Raw genomic sequence first — 19,312 nt, 5'->3', positions numbered from 1 at the left:
CCCGGCTTGCGCTGCGCTTAGCCGGGCTACCGGGCCGCAGATTGCCGGTAATCCGAGCCCGGACAGGCGCATCGCGCCGCCGCCGGGATTGTGGCAAATGCTAATCCTCTTCCATCCGCTGATACTCTTCGCTGAGAAAATCCACCAGCGCCCTGACCGAGGGGAGTAATCCGCGACGAGAGGCAAACACCGCATGGATCACCTCCCTGCGCGGTTGCCACTCATCGAGGACAACCACCAGCTCTCCGGCGGCCAACTGATCGCGCACCATTAATAAAGGAAGCTGTACCACCCCAACGCCGGCAATGGCCGCTTCACGGAGCGCCAGCATATCCGTGGTGACCAGCCGGGGAGTAAAGTAGATTTCCGCCCTTGCCCCCTCCGGGCCGGTCAACTGCCACTTATGCTGATGCTTGCCCGCCCCCAGGCTTAACCCCGGCCAATCGCTTAGCGCTGAAGGAACCTGAGGCTGCCCCTGCCGCTCCACCAACCGTGGGCTGGCGACCAGACGGTGCCCGCGATCGGCCAGAACACGCATCACCAGATCGCTATCTTCTATCGGCCTTGGACGTACGCGAATCGCGACGTCGACGCCCTCTCCAACAACATCAACGCGTCGGTTAGTCGCTTCCAGCTGCAGATTCACGCCCGGATAGCGCACCATAAACCGTGCCAGCATCGGCCCGATATGCGCATGCAATAGCGTTACCGGGCAGGTCAGCTTTACGCTCCCGCGCGGCTCGGAACGCAGGGTTTCCACCGCCTGTTCTGCCGCTTCCGCCTCGATCAGCATCGCTTTGCAGTGCTGATAAAAGGTCAGGCCAACTTCCGTTACCGCAAACTGCCGGGTTGTACGTTGAATCAAACGGACGCCGAGGCGTTCTTCTAGCTGGGCGATACGACGGCTCAACTTGGATTTGGGTTGATCGAGCGCCCTGCCCGCCGCGGCAAAACCACCGTGATCGATCACCTGTACGAACCAGGCTAAGTCATTGAGATCCTGCATCCTTCCCCCATCGTTCCATTTTTAGAACAGTATAGGTCATTTTTGCTATCTAGCGGACTATTAGTGGCGAATATATGCTTATTCACATCAGAAACAGCTATTCAGGAGACTGCCATGAAACAAATTACAGGTATCTACACCGCACCTTCACAGCACTGGGTAGGCGATGGTTTCCCGGTTCGCTCAATGTTCTCTTACCAGACGCATGGCGAACAGCTAAGCCCCTTCCTGCTGCTCGACTACGCAGGCCCCCATCACTTCCCGGCGGGGACAGGCAAACGCGGCGTCGGCGAACATCCGCATCGCGGATTTGAAACCGTCACCGTGGTCTATTCCGGCGAAGTTGAACATCGTGACTCTACCGGCAGAGGCGGCGTCATTGGACCGGGCGATGTGCAGTGGATGACCGCAGGCGCCGGGATCCTGCATGAAGAGTTCCACTCGGCGGAATTTACCCGTACCGGCGGCGAGCTGAAGATGATTCAGCTCTGGGTCAACCTCCCGGCGAAAGACAAAATGACGCAGCCGGGATACCAGAGCATCACTGCTGATGTGATTCCTGACGTTGAGCTGCCGAATAATGCGGGCCATATGCGGGTTATTGCCGGGCGCTACGGAGATATTGTCGGCCCTGCGCACACGTTTTCTCCGCTTAACGTCTGGGACCTGCAGCTTAACCAGAGCCAGGAAATCACGCTGCATCAGCCTGCCGGCTGGAGTACGGCGCTGGTCGTTCTGGAAGGTGAAGTGGTGGTGAACGGCGAGGGTAGCGCCCGCGAGGGTCAGCTGGTGGTGCTCAGCCAGAAAGGAGAAGCGCTCCACCTCTCGGCCAGTAGCAACGCAAAAGTACTGCTGATGGCCGGTGAACCGCTGCAGGAGCCGATCGTGGGCTACGGCCCCTTTGTGATGAATACCAAAGCACAAATCGCGGAAGCGGTTCGTGATTTTAATAGCGGCCACTTCGGCCAAATCTGATATTGAATGAGGTGAATAATATGTCTACCCCAGCTAACTTTAATGGTTCTCGTCCGGTTATTGATGTCAATGATACCGCCATGCTGCTGATTGACCACCAGAGCGGTCTGTTCCAGACCGTGGGTGATATGCCGATGCCGGAGCTGCGGGCGCGCGCCGCCGCGCTGGCGAAGATGGCTTCATTAGCCGGGATCCCGGTGATCACCACGGCGTCAGTGCCGCAGGGACCAAACGGCCCGCTGATCCCTGAGATTCATGCGAACGCGCCCCATGCGCAATATATTGCGCGTAAAGGAGAGATTAACGCGTGGGATAACCCGGAATTTGTTGCCGCAGTAAAAGCAACCGGGCGTAAAACGCTGATTATCGCCGGTACCATTACCAGCGTCTGCATGGCGTTCCCGTCCATTGCCGCCGTCGCCGATGGCTATAAGGTTTTTGCCGTCATTGATGCTTCCGGTACCTATAGCAAGATGGCGCAGGAAATCACCCTCGCCCGCGTCGTCCAGGCTGGCGTCGTACCGATGGATACCGCAGCGGTTGCTTCTGAACTGCAGCGCACCTGGAATCGCCCGGATGCCGCTGAGTGGGCCGAGGTGTATACCAAGGTCTTCCCGGCATACCAGCTGCTGATTGAGAGCTACTCCAAAGCTCAGGACGTGGTGAAGAATAACGAACAGCTTGATTCACAGCGTTAAAATGACTGCCCCGCCGTGCTACGGCGGGGCAGTGTTCATTGCTTAACCGAACGATAGCGAAAGCATAAATACTGCTTGACCGTTTTAGCGCAACTCCCTATAGTAGCGCCCCGTTGCCCACCCAAGGTGAGCGACAAAACAATATGGTGAGGTGTCCGAGTGGCTGAAGGAGCACGCCTGGAAAGTGTGTATACGGCAACGTATCGGGGGTTCGAATCCCCCCCTCACCGCCATATTTTAAGAAGAGCTCGTACGCAAGTACGGGCTTTTTTTTCGCATATAGCACCCCGCCGGGGGGGATGAGAAGCCCCGACCGGGGTTCGACAAATGGCGACAGCCAGTTGGACAGATGACGAGCCTGCGAGGAATCTGCCCCGACAAAATTGCCGGGAGCAATTTTGAACAGCGGCTGCGCTGGCCCCGCAGGGGCGAGGCCCAGGGACGGGCCGAGTAACGGCGAGCGCAGCGAGTCAATCCCCCCCTCACCGCCATATTTTAAGAAGAGCTCGTACGCAAGTACGGGCTTTTTTTTCGCATATAGCACCCCGACCGGGGTCGCCCCCGGCCATCCTGTGTTATTAAGCGGCGGGACGTTTTTCCCGGTATCCTCCCCTCTCCAGCAGCAGGCTAAAGGACGCCGGCAGCACGGTTAACGTGACGAGCGTCGCGACAATCAGCCCGCCAATGATGGCATACGCCATCGGTCCCCAGAATACCTGGTGAGAGATGGGGACCATACCCAGTATCGCGGCGCAGGCGGTCAGAAATATCGGCCTGGCCCGGTGCTCTGCGGCGGCAATAATAGCGGCATCGCTTTCCATGCCCTGAGCCAGATTGCCGTCGACTTCAGTGATAAGTATCACGGCATTGCGGATAATCATCCCCGCCAGCGCGATGACGCCGAGCAGAGCCACAAATCCCATTGGCGTGTCGCCCGGCAGCATGGCCATAACAATCCCCGGCAAGCCGAACGGGGCCATGAACAGAGCCAGCAGCATACGAGAATAGCGCCGCAGCTGAAGCATCAGCAATAACAGCATAATGCCGAGGGTGACGGGTAAAATATTCAATACCGAGCTGTTGCCTTTTTCGGACTCCGCAACCACTCCGCCTTCGACAATGCTGTAACCGGTGGGTAACCCAGCTCGCAGTTGATCCACCGTCGGGCGCAGACCGTTCGATACGCCTTCTGCCCGCATCCCCGGCGCGAGGTCGGTTTGTACGGTGATAAACGGCAATCTTTGCCGACGCCAGAGCACCGGATCGTCCACTCCCCAGGTCGGGGTGGCCACCGCGCTGAGGGGAACTTTTTCTCCACCGCGCCCCTCAACCGTCAGCGATGACAGGGTGGCAAGATTCAATCGCTCGCTGTCGTTCGCCCGCAGCACCACATCAACCAGCCGGTCATTGTCTCTCAGCGATGTGACCGTCGTGCCTGACCAGACGGTATTAAGCGTCTGCGCCAGGCTCTGCGATGACACTCCCGCCGCCCGCGCGGCAGTCTGGTTCACCTGCAGGACGATGGTTCTCTCCGGCTCGCCGGCGGTCTGGTTTACCTCCCGGGTTAACGGCGAGCGCCCTATCGCCTCGGCCAGACGCCCGGCATACTCTCTGACCTTGAGATAATCCGGCCCGCTGACCCGGTATTTGATCGGCCAGCCCACCGGAGGCCCTAGCTCCAGAGGCGAAACGCGCGAGGTCAGATCGCTGAATTGCGTGGTCAGCAGCGCGTTTAACTGTTCCCGCAGGCGGTCGCGGGCGGCCAGGTCTTTCGCCACCACCACCAGCTGCGCCGTATTTTCATTATCCAGCAGAACATCCATCGGCAGATAAAAGCGGATGGCGCCCGCCCCAATATAGGTCGAATAATGGTCAATGTTGCGATTCCCGGCGAGCGCCCTTTCCAGCCTCTCCGTTTGTTTCTCCGTTTCCGTCTGCGAAGCATTGGCCGGAAGCGTCAGGCTGACCAGCAGCTCCGGGCGATCCGATGAAGGGAAAAACTCCCCCTGCATAAACGTGGTCCCGTACACCGACAGCCCCAGCGCGGCCAGCGCTATTCCCAGGGTGGCAAGCCGGTGGCGCAGCACCGTGCGCAGAAGTCGTCCATATCCCCGCGCCATGCGGCCCGGGCCTGCGGCACGATGTTTCAGCTTTTCCGGCAGCAGCCACGTTCCGGTCAAAGGGGAGAACAGAATCGCCACGACCCATGAATTCAGAAGCGCCATCAGCACCACGGCAAACAGCGAAAAGCAGTATTCGCCCGCGCTGGATGAGGCAAAACCGACGGGAATAAACCCGGCAATCATGACCAGCGTACCGGTCAACATCGGAAATGCCGTGGTTTGGAAAGCGTACGTCGCCGCCTGCCGTCGCGTATCGCCGGCCTCAAGCCGGGATACCATGGTTTCCACGGCGATCATGGCATCATCCACCAGCAGCCCTAGCGCAACGATCAGGGCCCCGAGAGAGATGCGCTGTAGACCAATGCCTGCCAGCAGCATCCCGGCAAAGGTCAACGCCAGCACCAGCGGGATCGCCGCGGCCACCACCAGCCCGGCCCTTAATCCCAGCGAGACAAAAGAAACCGCCAGCACAATCAGCACGGCTTCCACCAGTACCCGGACAAACCCGCTTACGGCGCCGCTGACCACCGCCGACTGGTCAGCCACTTTAACTATCTCGATGCCGTGCGGCAGCCCGGCGCCGATGGCGCGCATTCTGTTATTCAGCGTCTCGCCAAAGCGCAGCATATTGCCCGTCGGCGCCATGGAAATCGCCAGCCCAACGGCAGGACGTCCGTTAACGCGAAACGCCGCTGAAGGCGGTTCGGCCGCGCTTCTTTCAATCGTGGCAATATCGGTCAGGGGAAGATAGCGATCGTTGATGTGCAGGATGACGGCGCGCAGGCTCGCTTCGCTCCTGAGGGCCCCGCTGACGTTTAGGGTGATATTCTCCTGCCCGGTGCGCAGGGTTCCTGCCGGCACCACGGCATTCTGGGCCTTCAGAGCGTCCGCAACCTGCTGAATGGTAAGCCCCATACCGGCCAGCCGGGCGGGTGAAAAAGCGATGACTATCTGCTCCTGCGGCTCGCCAAGGAGGACCGTTTTGCCGATATCCGGCACGGACATCAGTTCACGGCGGATCGTCTCCACCCGCTGTCGCACCTCCTCAAGGCTATATCCGTCAGGGATAAATCCGTAAATGGTGCCGTACGTGTCGTCAAACTCATCGTTCACGCTCGGTCCCTGCGCGCCTTCCGGCAGCGATGGCGCAATATCCTGCATTTTTTTGCGGATCTGGTACCAGATCGCCGGGACGTTGTGCGCCGGGGTGTCATCGCGGAGATTAATATAGATAACCGTTTGCCCGGCTCGGGTTTCACTTTCGATATAATCGAGCCAGGGCGTTTCCTGTAATTTTTTCTCCAGGACATCCGTCACCAGATGCGTGGTATCCGTTACCGACGCGCCCGGCCACTGCGCCGAGACTACCGCCGTTTTGATAGTGAAAGCCGGATCTTCATTTCGCGGCAGCAGCGTATAGCTGAGCGAACCGATAACCATAATCAGCAGCATAAAGAAACTGACCATTTGCGGGTTTTCCAGCGCCCATGCAGAAAGGTTAAAGCGATTTTTTGACGGCGCTATTTTCACGGCAGCCTCTCTCCGGCGACGACTTTTTCGCCCGGGCGCAGTTTGCTAACGCCGGCGGTAATAACCCGATCGCCGGGCACAAGGCCGGAGGCGATGATCGCGGAAGAAGCCGTGTAGCTGGCGAGAACGACAACGCGCAGCTGCGCCTGCATCTGCGGGGTAATCACAAAGACGGCCGGTTTATCTCCGCAGCGGCTCAGCGCAGAAGCCGGTATGGCGTACCCCGTCGAGCCTGATGACGGCAGCCTTACCGTGACGCTGGCGCCCAGCGCCATCGCGGCGGGCGGTTTCTTGAGCGTTGCCCTGACGCGCCATGTCCGGGTCTGGGGATCGGCCTGTGGGCTAATATCACGCAAAACAGCATAGGCCTTCACCCCGGCATCGCTGAGCAAAGCAACCTGAAATTCTTCCGCCCTTTGCGCCTCAACCTTAGCGGGATCCGGGATATCAAACACCACATCGCGCGCCTGACCCGCCGCCAGCGTCACCACCGTCTCTCCGGCGCTGACCACCTGACCGGGAGAGGCGCTGACCGCCGTGATAACCCCCTCACCCGGCGAAGTAAGACGCGTCCAGCCCAGGCTTTCCCTGGCGTTGCGCAAAGCGGCCTCGCTGCTCTTCACCCGGGCGCTGGCGACCAGCCAGTCCGCCTGCGCGCTGTCCAGCTGAGAGCGGGCGATTGCGCCCGTGGCGATGAGCTTCTGCATCCGGTTAACGTTCAGCGCGGCGACCCGGGCGGTCGCTCGAGCGCTCTCATCATCAGCCGTCGCGCTGTCCAGCTGATTTCGCGCGCTGGTCTCTTCAAGCGTCGCCAGCAGCTGCCCGTAGTTGACCCGATCGCCGACATCCACCGCGCGCGTCAGCATCCTGCCCGCCGTACGAAAGCTCAGGGCCGTCTCATCATGCGCGTGGATTTCGCCCGTTCTTTCCAGAGCGGGAAGCGTCGCCGGGGAACCCACCACCACGTAGCGCACCGGGCGGGCCGGCGCGGGCTTTTCGGCGCTTTTATCGCCGCAGCCCACAAGCGGTACGATCATCAGGATCAATACGATCGGCGGCAACAGCGCAAACCAGGATAGCGTCCGTTCTGCGCCGAGCAAAGCGTACACGCACTGACGAAGGGAAAGAACTAACTCATATAACATAACGCCACTCCGTTCGGGAAATGGCGCCATTACATGACACATTCATCGAGAATGGCTCGATGTTGTGTCAAGGGATTATCAAGGCAGGCTGTTTTCTTCTGCGGCGGGAGCGTACGGCAGAACAACGCGAATCTGCAGGCCGCCGCTCGCCGGTAGCGACGCGCTGATGCGCCCCCCGTGCGCCACGCAGATAGCGCGCGCAATGGATAATCCGAGGCCGCTGCCGCCGGAGTGTCTGGCGCGGGACGCCTCCTCGCGGGTAAAACGTTCAAACATATCCGGTAAAAAATGCCTCGCCACGCCGGGCCCGTCATCGACAAAATCAATGGTGTAAGCGCCCTCGCCGCGGCGCAGCGTAATTGCCAGATGTCCCCCTCTGCGCCCGTAGCGTACGGCATTTTCCATCAGTACGCTAAATACCTGGCCCATGCGAAAAGCATCGCCGCGGAAGGGACAGGACGGCGATGGCTGAATGGCGATCGTCACGCTCTGCGCGTCCGCCTGCGGCGTTAACCATGCGGCTCGCTCCTGAAGGAGCTCATCCAGACAAAATGGCCGCTCATCGAGCACCAGATTGCCGGCATCCGCCAGGGAAAGCAGATGCAGCTCATCGGTCAATCGATTCAGATGCTGGAGTTGTTTCATCACCATCTCCAGCTGCTGCGGCTGGGTATCAAAAACGCCATCCAGCATGCCCTGCAGACGGCCAATCGCCGCCGTCAGCGGGGAGCGAAGCTCATGCGCCATCGCAACATGCGAGGCGCGGAGTTCTTTATCATAGCGGGCCAGCTGGCCGGTCATTTTGTTAAAGTCGGCAGCAAAGCGGATCATTTCCGCTGGCGCGTCCTCAATCAGCTCCGCCTGGCGGCCAAATTGCCCCCCGGTGACGTCCTTCGCCGCATCACGAAGACGGCTGAACTGCAGCGAGAGTGGACGGGCGTAGCGGAGCCCCATAACGACAATGAAGGGGATCATGACCAGCACCAGCACCGCCACGGTCACCCAGTCCGCCGAGGCGATAGAGGGCGTGGAATAGCTCAATCCCCACCAGGTATCGACAATCTGATGAAAACGCGCCGGGTTGGCCTCCGGATTGCGGCTGAGCGCAATGAATTCCTCCCGCAAAGCGGGCGGCATTTTGTGCATGATCCAATAGTTCTGCACGGCGAAACGCAGCCACATACAGGTGGCGATAACCATCACGCTGCCGATGGCCAGTGCCAGAATGCGCCCGCAAATCCAGCGCCAGAGAGAGGAGTGACGGGTCTTCATCATGGCTGTCTGAACCTGTAGCCCACGCCGCGAACGTTGACTAGCACCCCGGATACCCCCGCCCCCTCCAGTTTTTTACGCAGGTTATAAATATGCGTATCCACCACGCGCTCAAGCGCTTCGCTCTCAGGAAGGCAGCGCTCCAGCAGATACTGTCGCGAAAAGGGACGGACGGGGGCGCGCATCAGCGTAGCCAGAAGCGAAAACTCGGTCGGGGTAAGATCGAGAATATGGACAGGTTCCCCCGGATTGCTGACGGCCGCGACGATGGCAGCGACGTCCACCTCCAGCCCCTGCCAGCGCAGAATGTCTTCCTGCGTCTCCGCTTTGCGGCTCCGCCGGAGCACGGCCTGAACTCGCGCCACCACTTCGCCGGGATGATAGGGTTTCACCACATAATCGTCGGCGCCATAGCGCAGCGCGCCAATACGATCGGGCATATCCCCCATCGCGGTAACCATAATCACCGGCACATCGCTTTTCCGCCGCAGGCTGGCCAGCACCTCGGTCCCGTTCAGTCCGGGCAGCATCACGTCCAGCAGAATCAGATCGGGTTTCCAGCGCTGCGCCATATCCAGTCCGGCGAGGCCATCCACGGTGACCGCCACATCATAGTTTTCCCGGCGTAAATAGGCCTCAAGCACCCCGGCCGCATCGGCGTCATCTTCAATTATCAACACTCTTCTGGACAACATCTGTTCACCTTGACCGTTTCTTAACACTATCCCGACCGTTCATTGATTCAGCAAAACCATACTGCACCGGCATTCTGCGGCGCGTCCTTATCGACGGCGCCCGCGTCCACGTGGAGAACAGTATGATAGCCAGAAAAATCTCGCCGTATATGGTCGTGCCGTTTTTAATGGCGATAACACCCGGCGCGCGTGCCGATGAAGCCGCCGCGCCTTCCGATGGGCTGACTATCGGGGTGGGCGGAAAATACGCGCCTCGTTACAGCGGCTCTGACAAGCAGAGTTGGCAGGTGGTTCCCGTACTACAGGGGCGGAAAGGCGCTTTCTTTATTGATAGTCAAAAAGGCATAGGTTATGACCTGGCTGGCGACAGCGGTCTCTACTTCGAGCACACGCTCGGTTATGACCTCGGGCGAGCGGAAAAAAACTCAGGCTGGCGCGATGGGGCGAATACGCTGAAGGGGATGGGTAATATTAAAGCCACCATGAATACCGCCTTCGCCGTCGGCTGGTCGGTCACGCCGTGGCTCACCGTTGAAGGTAAGGCTACGCTTCCGCTTACCGACGCCCAGGGCGTGCATTATCAGACCTCCGCAACCCTGCTGCTGCTCCAGAACTCGCAGGACACCGTTGCCTTACAGTCCGCCGCGCTGTTTGGCGACGGCCGGTACGCCAATACGTTTTACGGGGTCGATCAACGGCAGAGCGCCCGTTCCGGCTATCGCCCCTATCGCGCACCCGGCGGATTTTACGGCATCGACAACGCGCTGACCTGGAGCCATCAATATGACGAGCATTGGGGTTCCACGCTCAGCGCCGGCTATACCTGGCTCGGAGAACACGCCGCTGACAGCCCGATAGTCTCACGGCGCAATGAAGGTTCCGTGACCGCGGCAATCACCTGGACATTTTAATCGATCCTGCGCTCGTCCAGACACCCACCGCGTCAGTTGATTAAAAAAACCTGAAGCGCTGTTCACGTGAATGATAAGCTTCTGCAGCGTTACATTTAAATGTTAAGGAAGGAAAATGAGCACCATTGCCGTTGTTGTTCTGACTTACGTTAAACCGCTTGATCAGGTAGACGCCCAGCTTGCTGCGCACGTGGAATGGCTAAAGCAAGGCTATGCTGACGGAATATTTCTCGCTTCGGGGCGTAAAATCCCCATGTCCGGCGGCGTGATTCTGGCTAAAGGCGATGATATGGATGGGCTGCAAAACTGGCTGAGCCAGGATCCATTTCAGCAATCGGGCGTAGCGAAAGTCGAGATCGTTCCGTTTGAAGCCACGATGGCCGCTCCTTCACTGCAGGCTCTTCTGTAGTGCAGCAAAAAACAAAGCCCGGTCACCCGGGCTTTGCAGACGCAGAAGAACTCAGTAGTAGGCTTTCAGCGCGCGCTGGCAAAGCGTTGAGCGCACGCAATCATCGGTTGTAAAGCGCACAATACCCACCATCTCATCCTCTTCAAAACGCGCCAGCGCATCGGTCAGACCCGACCGTACGCCTGAAGGTAAATCGCACTGGGTAATGTCGCCGTTGACGATAACCGTCACGTTCTCCCCGAGGCGGGTCAAAAACATCTTCATTTGCGCAGCGGTCACGTTCTGGGCCTCGTCCAGAATCACCACCGCATTTTCAAATGTACGTCCGCGCATATAGGCGAACGGCGCGATTTCCACCTTGCCGATTTCCGGACGCAGGCAGTACTGCATAAAGGAAGCCCCTAGCCTTCTCACCAGCACGTCATAGACCGGTCGGAAATAGGGAGCAAACTTCTCGGCGATATCTCCCGGTAAGAAGCCGAGATCTTCGTCGGCCTGCAGAACGGGACGGGTAACAATAATTCTGTCCACATCCTTATGGATCAGGGCTTCAGCTGCTTTTGCCGCGCTAATCCAGGTCTTACCGCACCCGGCCTCGCCCGTGGCGAAGATCAGCTGTTTATTGTCGATGGCATTCAAATAATGCGCCTGAGCGTCATTGCGCGCTTCGATTGGCGATGCGTCGCGGCTATCCCGCGCCATGCCAATGGCTTCTACGCCACTCATTTGCACAAGCGATGTGACCGATTCTTCTTCGCGCTGCTTATGGCTTCGCGAATCCTGTCTCAGCACACGTTTGGCCTCACGACGAGCTCTGGTCACTGCTTTTTGTCTTCCCATGGATAGCACCTTGCGTTGTTGGTTTACATCACACGCGCCACGATCGACGCGATTATGCGCACTAACGATTGAGGTTTGGCTTCCTTGTAAGCCATTGCTTGCCTGACGAATTGGCAGAGGGTCACGGCTACGCGCACCGGTAACCTTGCCTGGGTTCTGGTTTTCTTTGATAGAGGAGAAGGATTTTGCGGTGTGAAAATCGCGGCCGGAAGTTGGGCTCCCGTGCTGATGAGTACGGTCTGGGGTTTGACGTTTTCCGTTACAGCAATCGGGCATTCGCGATCTCCATAATGAAACGAGACTACTGCCGAGAACTACCGCGCCTGTAATAAGTACATCAGAAATAATTCTAAGCGCAACTTATTTTTCACACACAGACAACAAATAATTCTCATCGCAGCTGAGGAGAGTTTCCGACTATAAGATTACAGAAAAATGAAACAAGGCAGGAAATACAAAAAATGAATGGAAAAACAGCAGAAAACGCCCTGCCCTTGCGGGCAGGTACGTCAGGCTTCGAGCAGCGATTGCCCGAGATAATGCCGATCGTCGATAACCCCTGGCAGAACAAAGAAATAGCCGCCGCCAATGGGCTTCACGTACTCCTCCAGCGCTTCTCCATTCAGGCGCTTTTGCACCGTCAGGAAGCCTTTTTGCAGATCGTGCTGGTAGCAAACAAACAGCAGCCCCATGTCCAGCTGACCGGAATTGGTCACCCCCAGCGAATAGCTATAGCCCCGGCGCATCATCAGGCTGGATTCGGTTTCCGGGGTACGCGGGTTCGCCAGACGAATATGGCTATCGAGCGCAATGGAATCGCCGTCAGGGTCTTTGCTGTAATCCGGGACATCGTGCTCATGCTTCATCCCAAGCGGCGCGCCGCTCAGTTTATCGCGGCCAAAAATAGTCTGCTGCTCTTTCAGCGGCGTGCGATCCCAGAACTCAACGTGGAACTGAATAATCCTCGCCGCCTGATAGCTGCCGCCCGTCGCCCACGCAGGCTCTCCCTGGTCGGCGGTGACCCACACCACTTTATCCATTAGCGCCTTATCGGTGCTCACCGGATTCGCGGTGCCGTCTTTGAAGCCCAGCAGATTCACCGGCGTCTCTTTACCCTTGCTGCGCGCGGCGCTGTCGGAGATAAACCCTTCCCGCTTCCAGCGCACGCTGAGCAAATCCGGGGTGTGCTTAATCACATCCCGCAGGGCGTGAATTACCGTATCCTGGGTGTTGGCGCAAATTTGCAGCAGCAGATCGCCGTGGCACAGCGCCGCATCCAGCGAATCGTTCGGAAAACGCGTCATCTTTTGCAGCCTCTTCGGCGCATGATTAGCCAGGCCGAAACGCTCGTCAAACAGCGAATGCCCCACCGAGACAGTGATCGTCAAATTATCCGGGGCGATCCACGGCCCGAGAATGCCTGAGTCCATCGGCGGCAGCCGCGGGTTCGGCGTCTCCGGCGCGGGACCGCCTTTGGTCAGAAAGGCGATACGCCGGGTCAGCAGGCGAAACAGCCGCTCAAGGTCCGCTTTATCGCTGGCCAGCACATCAAAGGCGACAATCATCATCGACGCCTGCTGCGGAGTCAGCACTCCTGCCTGATGTGGACCATAAAACGGCTGCGCTTCCTGACGCGCATCCGGCGACACCGTGCCCGGAGAGCTATTGTCTTTTGCCGCGTGCGCCACCGGGCAGCCGCCGGATATCGCCAGCGCGCCGCCAAGCGCGCCGATCCCTTTTAACAACCGCCGCCGGGACGGTTGATTAACATCATATTTTTGCTCAGCCATCGCCTTAGTCCAGACCCAGGATCCCGCGCAGTTGGGCCAAATCTTCCGCCAGCGTGGTGATCGGGCCTTTCAGCGCGTTACGATCGGCATCCGTCAGCTTGTCATAGGTCTCAAAGCCATCTTTGGTGCGGTATTTGCTGAGAATGGCGTCCACCTTTTTGAAGTTGGCATCCACCTTCGCCAGCAGCGCGCTGTTCTCTTTTTGCAGCTGCGGACGCAGCAGGTCGACGATTTTCTGCGCGCCGTCAATGTTGGCCTGGAAATCCCACAGGTCGGTATGGCTGTAGCGATCTTCTTCGCCGCTGATTTTGCTGGCGGCCACTTCTTCAATCAGACCGGCCGCGCCGCCGACCACTTTTGACGGCGGAAACGCCAGTTCGCTAATGCGTTTTTGCAGCTCGAGAACGTCAGCGTTCAATTGATCGGCATAGTTATCCATTCCCTTGACGCTGTTATCGCCAAACAGCGCTTTTTCCAGCCGGTGGAAGCCGGTGAATTTCGGATCTTCGGCTTTTTTCTCGTAGTCATCCTCGCGGGCGTCAATGCTGCCATCGAGATCGGAGAACAGTTCGGCGATCGGTTCGATACGCTCATAGTGCTGGCGCGTCGGCGCGTACAGCGCTTTCGCCTTCTCGATATCGCCCGCTTTCACCGCATCGGTAAAGGCTTTCGTGCCGCTAACCAGCTCCGCGGTCTCGGCGCTAACCCAGGCTTTATAGGCGGTAATGGCTTCACCCAGGCTGAGCAGCGCATCGGCTTTGGCGGCATCTTTGGTCGCCTCGCCGGTCACCGTCAGTTTGCCTTTCGGGTTAGTCAGCAGGCCGCAGGTCATATCATATTCACCCGGCTGCAGGTTGGCCGTCAGCTTTTGCGTAAAGCCGGGGGCGATATTCTCCCGCTCTTCCACCACCATCACCCCTTTCAGAATCTCCCACTCCAGCGCTTTCTGGCTGTGGTTCTGAATGATGAACTGGGTTTTACCCGCCTTCACGGTGACGTTCATCGGCTCGCACTGTTTGTCGGTGACGGTCACTTTGACCTGCGGAATATCGGCCGCCTGGGCGTAAAAAGCCGAACTGAACAGCGCAGCAAGCGTAAGCTGCAGCGCATTACGACGAAAATGATTCATCATGACCATCCCTTTCGATAAGTATGTTGTCACTATTGCAATCCGCGATGCCCGACTACGCTGCCCGGGATGCGGTGGTTTTTTTACCCGGCGGCGAGACGTACAGCACCAGCGCCGGGATCAAATAGATAAAGTAGACCGCCACTTCGCTGACGGTCGGCGTTTCCTGATAGCCGAAGATCCCTTCCAGCAGCGTGCCGAATAGGGTGTGCGTCGAAATGACGTTGCTCAGGTCGAAGGCGACCGCCTGGAAATGGTTCCACAGTCCGGCCTCATGAAAGGCGCGGATAGCCCCCGCGGCGAGGCCTGCGGCCACCAGTAAAATAAACAGGCTGGTCCATTTGAAAAAGACGGCGAGATTCATGCGGATGCCGCCCCAGTAGATCAGGAACCCTAAAACGATGGCCGTCGCCAGGCCGAGCATCGCGCCGATGGGCGGCCAGATTCCGACATCCTGCTGGAAAGCGGCGAGCAGGAAAAAGACCGATTCCAGGCCTTCACGCGCAACGGCGAAAAAGACCATCATCACCAGCGCCCAGCCGTGGTTATTTCCGCGCTGGAGGGCATTATCAACCGCCTGCTCAAGCTGCTGTTTGACGTTGCGCGACACCTTACGCATCCAGAACACCATCCAGGTCAGAATGCACACCGCCACCACCGCCACGATGCCTTCGAACAGCTCCTGCTCGCGCTGCGGAAACTCGCCGGTGGTTTCGTTGATAAAAATTCCGAGGCCCAGGCACAGCGCCGCCGCAAGCAGCACCCCAATCCACATGACGCCAATCCAGCTACCGCGCTGGGTGCGTTTCAGATAGCTGGCAATCAGGCTGACAATCAGCGCAGCTTCCAGGCCTTCACGTAACATGATGAGAAATGGGACAAACATGCCAACACCCTTAAATGTGAACCGCAGTCAACTGATGCAAAGATAGGTAAATATTTATGATAGTGATTATCATTACAATAATCAGAAACACAAGTGAAATGTGGAGTGAATGATGACGATTTGTAAATCAGTCGCGAACAAATAATGACTTGCGCGATTATCTCGCAGCCCAGGCCCCTCGGGGCAGGAGGACGGGATTTTTTGCGCCAGATATTTACCCGGCTGCCCAGCTGTGGCTAAATGGCGGCCTTATTGACCTGCGAAATAAACGACATGACTCAATTCTTGCACTTCCTGCTGGCGCTGGTGGTTATCCTCGCCCTTGCCTGGCTTGCCAGCTACGACCGTAAAAAAATCCGCATTCGCTATATTATCCAGTTAATTATTATTGAAGTTGCCCTGGCTTTCTTTTTTCTCCACGCCGAAAGCGGCCTGTGGCTAGTGAAAAATATCGCATCCTTTTTTGAATCACTGCTCGGCTTTGCCGCCGAAGGCACCAACTTTGTATTTGGCGGCATGAGTGAAAAAGGGCTGGCGTTTATTTTCCTTGGCGTGCTGTGCCCCATTGTCTTTATCTCCGCGCTCATCGGTATTCTTCAGCACTGGCGTATTCTGCCAATTTTTATTCGCCTGATTGGCACTCTGCTGTCAAAGGTTAACGGTATGGGTAAGCTGGAGTCCTTCAACGCGGTCAGTTCGCTGATTCTCGGTCAATCAGAGAACTTTATTGCCTATAAAGGCGTGCTCGGCGATCTCTCTTCCCGCCGCCTGTTCACCATGTCGGCCACCGCGATGTCGACGGTGTCGCTCTCCATCGTCGGCGCTTATATGAGTATGCTCGACGCGAAATACGTCGTCGCCGCGCTGATCCTGAATATGTTCAGCACCTTTATTGTGCTGTCGATCATTAACCCGACGCGTCCGGGCAGCGAGGAGGAGATCAAGCTTGAAAAACTGCATGAATCCCAGAGCTTCTTTGAAATGCTCGGTGAATATATTCTGGCCGGTTTTAAAGTCGCGATGATTATTCTGGCGATGCTGATTGGTTTTATCGCCTTAATTAGCGCCATAAATGCCCTGTTCGCCACGATATTTGGCCTGAGCTTCCAGCAGATCCTCGGCTACATCTTTTATCCCCTGGCGTGGCTGATTGGCATTCCGCTTAGCGATGCGCTGAACGCCGGGAGTATTATGGCGACGAAACTGGTGGCCAATGAATTTGTCGCCATGATTGAGCTGCAAAAAATAGCCGCCAGCATGACGCCGCGCGGGCTGGGAATTTTATCCGTGTTCCTGGTTTCCTTCGCCAACTTTGCCTCTATCGGCATTATCGCCGGGGCGATTAAAGGCCTGAACGAGCAGCAGGGGAATATCGTTTCCCGCTTTGGCCTGCGCCTGGTGTATGGCGCAACGCTGGTCAGCCTGCTCTCCGCCAGCTTTGCGGGGCTGGTACTGTAACCGAAGCGCGTTTGGCCTGTTACCCCGGGGTAACAGGCCCGCGTAGCTATGTAGCCCGGGTAAGGCGTTAGCCGCAACCCGGGAATATCACCTGATTCAAATTAAAAATGTACGCAGACCGGCTGGTCAACGCGCATCACCGACTCCTGAGCAAAGCGTGATTTATAGGTCGTGCGCAGCGCCTCAATCCCCTCTTCGCTCTTCTCATCTTTGCCGTGAATCAGCATCAGCGCTTTGCTCTGCTCGCGCGCCACGGTACCGTCATTGCCCAGCCACTGCCCGCGCGCGTCAAAGACCGTCAGGCCATCGCGAAAGCGCGGCGTCACGTCGCGGTCAACGAACTGCTGCCACTCCTGCGCGGTAATATCCTTCCCGGCCGGACGGCTTAAGCCGAAATAAAGCGTGGTTTGCACCATGGCGTTATCCGCCGGGCAGGCGTTAGCGTCCGCCGCCGGAGCCCTCTTCGCGGCGGGCGCTACGCAGCCGCTTAATATCCCTGCCAGTACCAGCGCCACTGCACCCTGTTTGAAACTCATTTTGCTACCCTCATTGTTATTTGTGCTGAGATATCAGCGTATTTTCAAGCCATTAGCAAGAGACATAAATAACAAAGCCCGCATTACGCGGGCTTGATGGGGTTGCGGAGGCTTACTCGGCGGTCGCGCGCACCGGCGGTGCGGAGTGATAATGGGCGTCCGCTTCGGCGAAGCGTCGCTGCATCTCGGCGGAAGGCGCTTTACCCAGCAGGCTGAAGACCACAATCCCCAGGCTACCAAAGATAAAGCCTGGGATGATTTCATACAGGCCCAGCCAGCCGAACTGCTTCCAGATAATGACCGTTAAGGCGCCGATGATCATCCCGGCCAGTGCACCGTTACGGGTCATTCGTGACCACATCACCGAGAACAGCACCACCGGGCCAAACGCTGCGCCAAAGCCAGCCCATGCGTAGCTCACCAGACCCAGCACGCGGTTTTCCGGGTTGGCCGCCAGGGCGATCGCAATTAACGCGACGAGCAGCACCATAAAGCGTCCTATCCATACCAGCTCTTTCTGTCCGGCATTTTTACGCAAAAACGCTTTATAAAGATCTTCAGTAATGGCGCTTGAACACACCAGCAGCTGGCAGCTCAGGGTGGACATCACCGCCGCCAGAATCGCCGACAGCAGGATCCCGGCAATCCACGGGTTGAACAGAATCTGCGCCAGTTCGATAAAGACGCGTTCAGCGTTCTGATTAACCGCACCGGCAACGGCCGGGTTGTTATTGAAGTAGGCAATTCCGAAGAAACCGACGGCCACGGCGCCCGCCAGGCAGAGGATCATCCAGGTCATGCTGATGCGACGGGCGTGAACGATGCTGTGATGCGAATCCGCCGCCATAAAGCGCGCCAGAATATGCGGCTGACCAAAATAGCCCAGGCCCCAGCCCATCAGCGAAATAATCGCCACGAAGTTCAGGCCCTTGAGCATATCAACGTTCTCAATGCTCTTTTGCTTAATCACTTCCAGGGAATCGCCAAACCCGCCGACGGAAATCACCACCATCACCGGCGTCAGGATCAGGGCGAATATCATCAGGCTGGCCTGAACGGTATCGGTCCAGCTTACCGCGAGGAAGCCGCCGACAAAGGTATAAATAATGGTTGCCGCCGCCCCGGCCCACAGCGCGGTTTCGTAGCTCATGCCAAAGGTGCTTTCAAACAGACGCGCGCCGGCCACAATACCGGAAGCGCAATAGATGGTGAAAAATAACAAAATGACCAGCGCCGAGATAATGCGCAGCACGCGGCTTTTATCTTCAAAACGGCCGGTGAAATAATCCGGCAGCGTCAGGGCGTTATTATTCGCCTCGGTATGCACCCGCAAACGCCCCGCCACCAGCTTCCAGTTAATCCATGCGCCTAACGTCAGGCCAATGGCAATCCAGCTTTCGGAAATACCGGAAATAAATATCGCCCCCGGTAGCCCCATCAGCAGCCAGCCGCTCATATCGGAGGCTCCGGCGGAGAGCGCGGTGACGAATGGGCCAAGGCTGCGGCCGCCGAGAATATAATCATCAAAGTTCTTTGTCGAGCGCCAGGCAATAAAGCCGATGAGTACCATGCCAAAAATATAAACAATAAAAGTCACCAACATGGGTGTGCTAATAGCCATGTAAAAATCTCCAGAATTTTTGTCGACAGCGTCCAAATTTGTCGTTTTATCCACTACCGGAACGGGGCAATGGCCTATTGGTTGTATTGGGCGACCGTATCCTGACGGAAGCTTTGTTTTTTCACAAACGATTTAACACAGCATTTACACGAAATGCTTCCGGGACCAAACTTCATTTTGTTATAGGTTGCACTCTCTCACGTTTTTAGCGGTTGCACCACGCAAAAGTGTTAAGTGACGCATAGAAATACCTTATTAGACAGGGGATAAATACCTGCTATTTTCATC

Annotated in this window: 16 protein-coding genes and 1 tRNA gene; 6 read left to right on the top strand and 11 right to left on the bottom strand. The window is 57.5% G+C overall.

Annotated elements, in window-relative coordinates; translation table 11 throughout:
- Nucleotides 1-100: 100 nt before the first annotated feature.
- Nucleotides 101-1,006: a LysR family transcriptional regulator gene (locus ABLU88_RS21380; RefSeq protein ID WP_014228816.1), complete on the bottom strand. Its 906-nt coding sequence runs from the start codon at nucleotides 1,004-1,006 to the stop codon at nucleotides 101-103.
- Nucleotides 1,007-1,120: 114 nt separating this feature from the next.
- On the opposite strand from ABLU88_RS21380, the gene ABLU88_RS21375 reads away from it, so the two are divergent.
- From ABLU88_RS21375 to ABLU88_RS21365, 3 genes are all read left to right on the top strand, one after another.
- A complete protein-coding gene (locus ABLU88_RS21375; protein WP_046876517.1) occupies nucleotides 1,121-1,981 on the top strand; it encodes a pirin family protein in 861 nt (286 codons plus the stop codon).
- Nucleotides 1,982-2,001: 20 nt separating this feature from the next.
- A complete protein-coding gene (locus ABLU88_RS21370; protein WP_046876518.1) occupies nucleotides 2,002-2,679 on the top strand; it encodes an isochorismatase family protein in 678 nt (225 codons plus the stop codon).
- Between the two features lie 145 nt (nucleotides 2,680-2,824).
- Nucleotides 2,825-2,912, top strand: a tRNA-Ser gene (locus ABLU88_RS21365).
- 345 nt (nucleotides 2,913-3,257) lie between these two features.
- On the opposite strand, the gene ABLU88_RS21360 is transcribed toward ABLU88_RS21365, so the two are convergent.
- From ABLU88_RS21360 to ABLU88_RS21345, 4 genes are all read right to left on the bottom strand, one after another.
- Nucleotides 3,258-6,332: an efflux RND transporter permease subunit gene (locus tag ABLU88_RS21360; protein ID WP_316540217.1), complete on the bottom strand. Its 3,075-nt coding sequence runs from the start codon at nucleotides 6,330-6,332 to the stop codon at nucleotides 3,258-3,260.
- The gene (locus ABLU88_RS21355) at nucleotides 6,329-7,477 is read right to left on the bottom strand and encodes an efflux RND transporter periplasmic adaptor subunit (RefSeq protein ID WP_032749614.1); all 1,149 of its coding nucleotides are present in this window, start codon (nucleotides 7,475-7,477) and stop codon (nucleotides 6,329-6,331) included. The genes ABLU88_RS21360 and ABLU88_RS21355 overlap by 4 nt, the downstream gene beginning before the upstream one ends.
- 78 nt (nucleotides 7,478-7,555) lie before the next feature.
- Nucleotides 7,556-8,752 (bottom strand): HAMP domain-containing sensor histidine kinase, encoded by a 1,197-nt coding sequence (locus ABLU88_RS21350; protein WP_032749615.1) that lies wholly within the window; start codon nucleotides 8,750-8,752, stop codon nucleotides 7,556-7,558.
- Complete coding sequence (locus tag ABLU88_RS21345; protein ID WP_049079877.1) at nucleotides 8,749-9,444, bottom strand: response regulator; 696 nt, start codon at nucleotides 9,442-9,444, stop codon at nucleotides 8,749-8,751. Before ABLU88_RS21345 ends, ABLU88_RS21350 begins: the two co-directional genes overlap by 4 nt.
- 122 nt (nucleotides 9,445-9,566) lie before the next feature.
- Between ABLU88_RS21345 and ABLU88_RS21340 the strand changes: the two genes are divergently transcribed.
- Nucleotides 9,567-10,355, top strand: a complete 789-nt coding sequence (locus ABLU88_RS21340) for a MipA/OmpV family protein (protein WP_049079878.1) — start codon at nucleotides 9,567-9,569, stop codon at nucleotides 10,353-10,355.
- A 115-nt stretch (nucleotides 10,356-10,470) separates the two neighbouring features.
- Nucleotides 10,471-10,764, top strand: coding sequence for a YciI family protein (locus ABLU88_RS21335; protein ID WP_348837885.1), 294 nt, complete (start codon nucleotides 10,471-10,473; stop codon nucleotides 10,762-10,764).
- A gap of 51 nt (nucleotides 10,765-10,815) precedes the next feature.
- On the opposite strand, the gene phoH is transcribed toward ABLU88_RS21335, so the two are convergent.
- The 4 genes from phoH to efeU all read right to left on the bottom strand — a co-directional run bounded on the left by phoH (nucleotide 10,816) and on the right by efeU (nucleotide 15,409).
- Nucleotides 10,816-11,604 carry a phosphate starvation-inducible protein PhoH gene (phoH, locus tag ABLU88_RS21330; protein ID WP_014228807.1) on the bottom strand — a complete coding sequence of 263 codons (789 nt, stop codon included), beginning with the start codon at nucleotides 11,602-11,604 and terminating at the stop codon, nucleotides 10,816-10,818.
- A gap of 509 nt (nucleotides 11,605-12,113) precedes the next feature.
- Complete coding sequence (efeB, locus tag ABLU88_RS21325; protein WP_049079879.1) at nucleotides 12,114-13,394, bottom strand: iron uptake transporter deferrochelatase/peroxidase subunit; 1,281 nt, start codon at nucleotides 13,392-13,394, stop codon at nucleotides 12,114-12,116.
- A 4-nt stretch (nucleotides 13,395-13,398) separates the two neighbouring features.
- Nucleotides 13,399-14,526 (bottom strand): iron uptake system protein EfeO, encoded by a 1,128-nt coding sequence (gene efeO, locus ABLU88_RS21320; protein ID WP_025106254.1) that lies wholly within the window; start codon nucleotides 14,524-14,526, stop codon nucleotides 13,399-13,401.
- Nucleotides 14,527-14,578: 52 nt separating this feature from the next.
- Complete coding sequence (gene efeU, locus ABLU88_RS21315) at nucleotides 14,579-15,409, bottom strand: iron uptake transporter permease EfeU (protein WP_009653546.1); 831 nt, start codon at nucleotides 15,407-15,409, stop codon at nucleotides 14,579-14,581.
- A gap of 273 nt (nucleotides 15,410-15,682) precedes the next feature.
- On the opposite strand from efeU, the gene ABLU88_RS21310 reads away from it, so the two are divergent.
- Nucleotides 15,683-16,867, top strand: a complete 1,185-nt coding sequence (locus ABLU88_RS21310; protein WP_348837881.1) for a nucleoside transporter C-terminal domain-containing protein — start codon at nucleotides 15,683-15,685, stop codon at nucleotides 16,865-16,867.
- A 101-nt stretch (nucleotides 16,868-16,968) separates the two neighbouring features.
- Here the strand turns inward: ABLU88_RS21310 and ABLU88_RS21305 are convergent, their stop codons facing one another.
- Nucleotides 16,969-17,403, bottom strand: coding sequence for a DUF3574 domain-containing protein (locus tag ABLU88_RS21305; protein ID WP_025106253.1), 435 nt, complete (start codon nucleotides 17,401-17,403; stop codon nucleotides 16,969-16,971).
- A gap of 112 nt (nucleotides 17,404-17,515) precedes the next feature.
- Nucleotides 17,516-19,024: a sodium/proline symporter PutP gene (putP, locus tag ABLU88_RS21300; protein ID WP_032719707.1), complete on the bottom strand. Its 1,509-nt coding sequence runs from the start codon at nucleotides 19,022-19,024 to the stop codon at nucleotides 17,516-17,518.
- Nucleotides 19,025-19,312: the final 288 nt, after the last annotated feature.

This window comes from Klebsiella sp. GW_Kp182 (genome assembly GCF_040062275.1).
Taxonomy (GTDB): domain Bacteria; phylum Pseudomonadota; class Gammaproteobacteria; order Enterobacterales; family Enterobacteriaceae; genus Klebsiella; species Klebsiella michiganensis.
This window is presented reverse-complemented; position numbering and strand designations above follow the sequence as displayed.

Bases quoted from the DNA above. Each gene is read 5' to 3' on its own strand.
- ABLU88_RS21335 (WP_348837885.1), top strand. From the start codon at position 10,471: ATGAGCACCATTGCCGTTGTTGTTCTGACTTACGTTAAACCGCTTGAT.
- putP (WP_032719707.1), bottom strand. From the start codon at position 19,024: ATGGCTATTAGCACACCCATGTTGGTGACTTTTATTGTTTATATTTTT.
- ABLU88_RS21340 (WP_049079878.1), top strand. From the start codon at position 9,567: ATGATAGCCAGAAAAATCTCGCCGTATATGGTCGTGCCGTTTTTAATG.
- ABLU88_RS21355 (WP_032749614.1), bottom strand. From the start codon at position 7,477: ATGTTATATGAGTTAGTTCTTTCCCTTCGTCAGTGCGTGTACGCTTTG.
- efeB (WP_049079879.1), bottom strand. From the start codon at position 13,394: ATGGCTGAGCAAAAATATGATGTTAATCAACCGTCCCGGCGGCGGTTG.
- phoH (WP_014228807.1), bottom strand. From the start codon at position 11,604: ATGGGAAGACAAAAAGCAGTGACCAGAGCTCGTCGTGAGGCCAAACGT.
- ABLU88_RS21310 (WP_348837881.1), top strand. From the start codon at position 15,683: ATGACTCAATTCTTGCACTTCCTGCTGGCGCTGGTGGTTATCCTCGCC.
- efeO (WP_025106254.1), bottom strand. From the start codon at position 14,526: ATGATGAATCATTTTCGTCGTAATGCGCTGCAGCTTACGCTTGCTGCG.
- ABLU88_RS21345 (WP_049079877.1), bottom strand. From the start codon at position 9,444: ATGTTGTCCAGAAGAGTGTTGATAATTGAAGATGACGCCGATGCGGCC.
- efeU (WP_009653546.1), bottom strand. From the start codon at position 15,409: ATGTTTGTCCCATTTCTCATCATGTTACGTGAAGGCCTGGAAGCTGCG.
- ABLU88_RS21375 (WP_046876517.1), top strand. From the start codon at position 1,121: ATGAAACAAATTACAGGTATCTACACCGCACCTTCACAGCACTGGGTA.
- ABLU88_RS21380 (WP_014228816.1), bottom strand. From the start codon at position 1,006: ATGCAGGATCTCAATGACTTAGCCTGGTTCGTACAGGTGATCGATCAC.
- ABLU88_RS21305 (WP_025106253.1), bottom strand. From the start codon at position 17,403: ATGAGTTTCAAACAGGGTGCAGTGGCGCTGGTACTGGCAGGGATATTA.
- ABLU88_RS21370 (WP_046876518.1), top strand. From the start codon at position 2,002: ATGTCTACCCCAGCTAACTTTAATGGTTCTCGTCCGGTTATTGATGTC.
- ABLU88_RS21350 (WP_032749615.1), bottom strand. From the start codon at position 8,752: ATGATGAAGACCCGTCACTCCTCTCTCTGGCGCTGGATTTGCGGGCGC.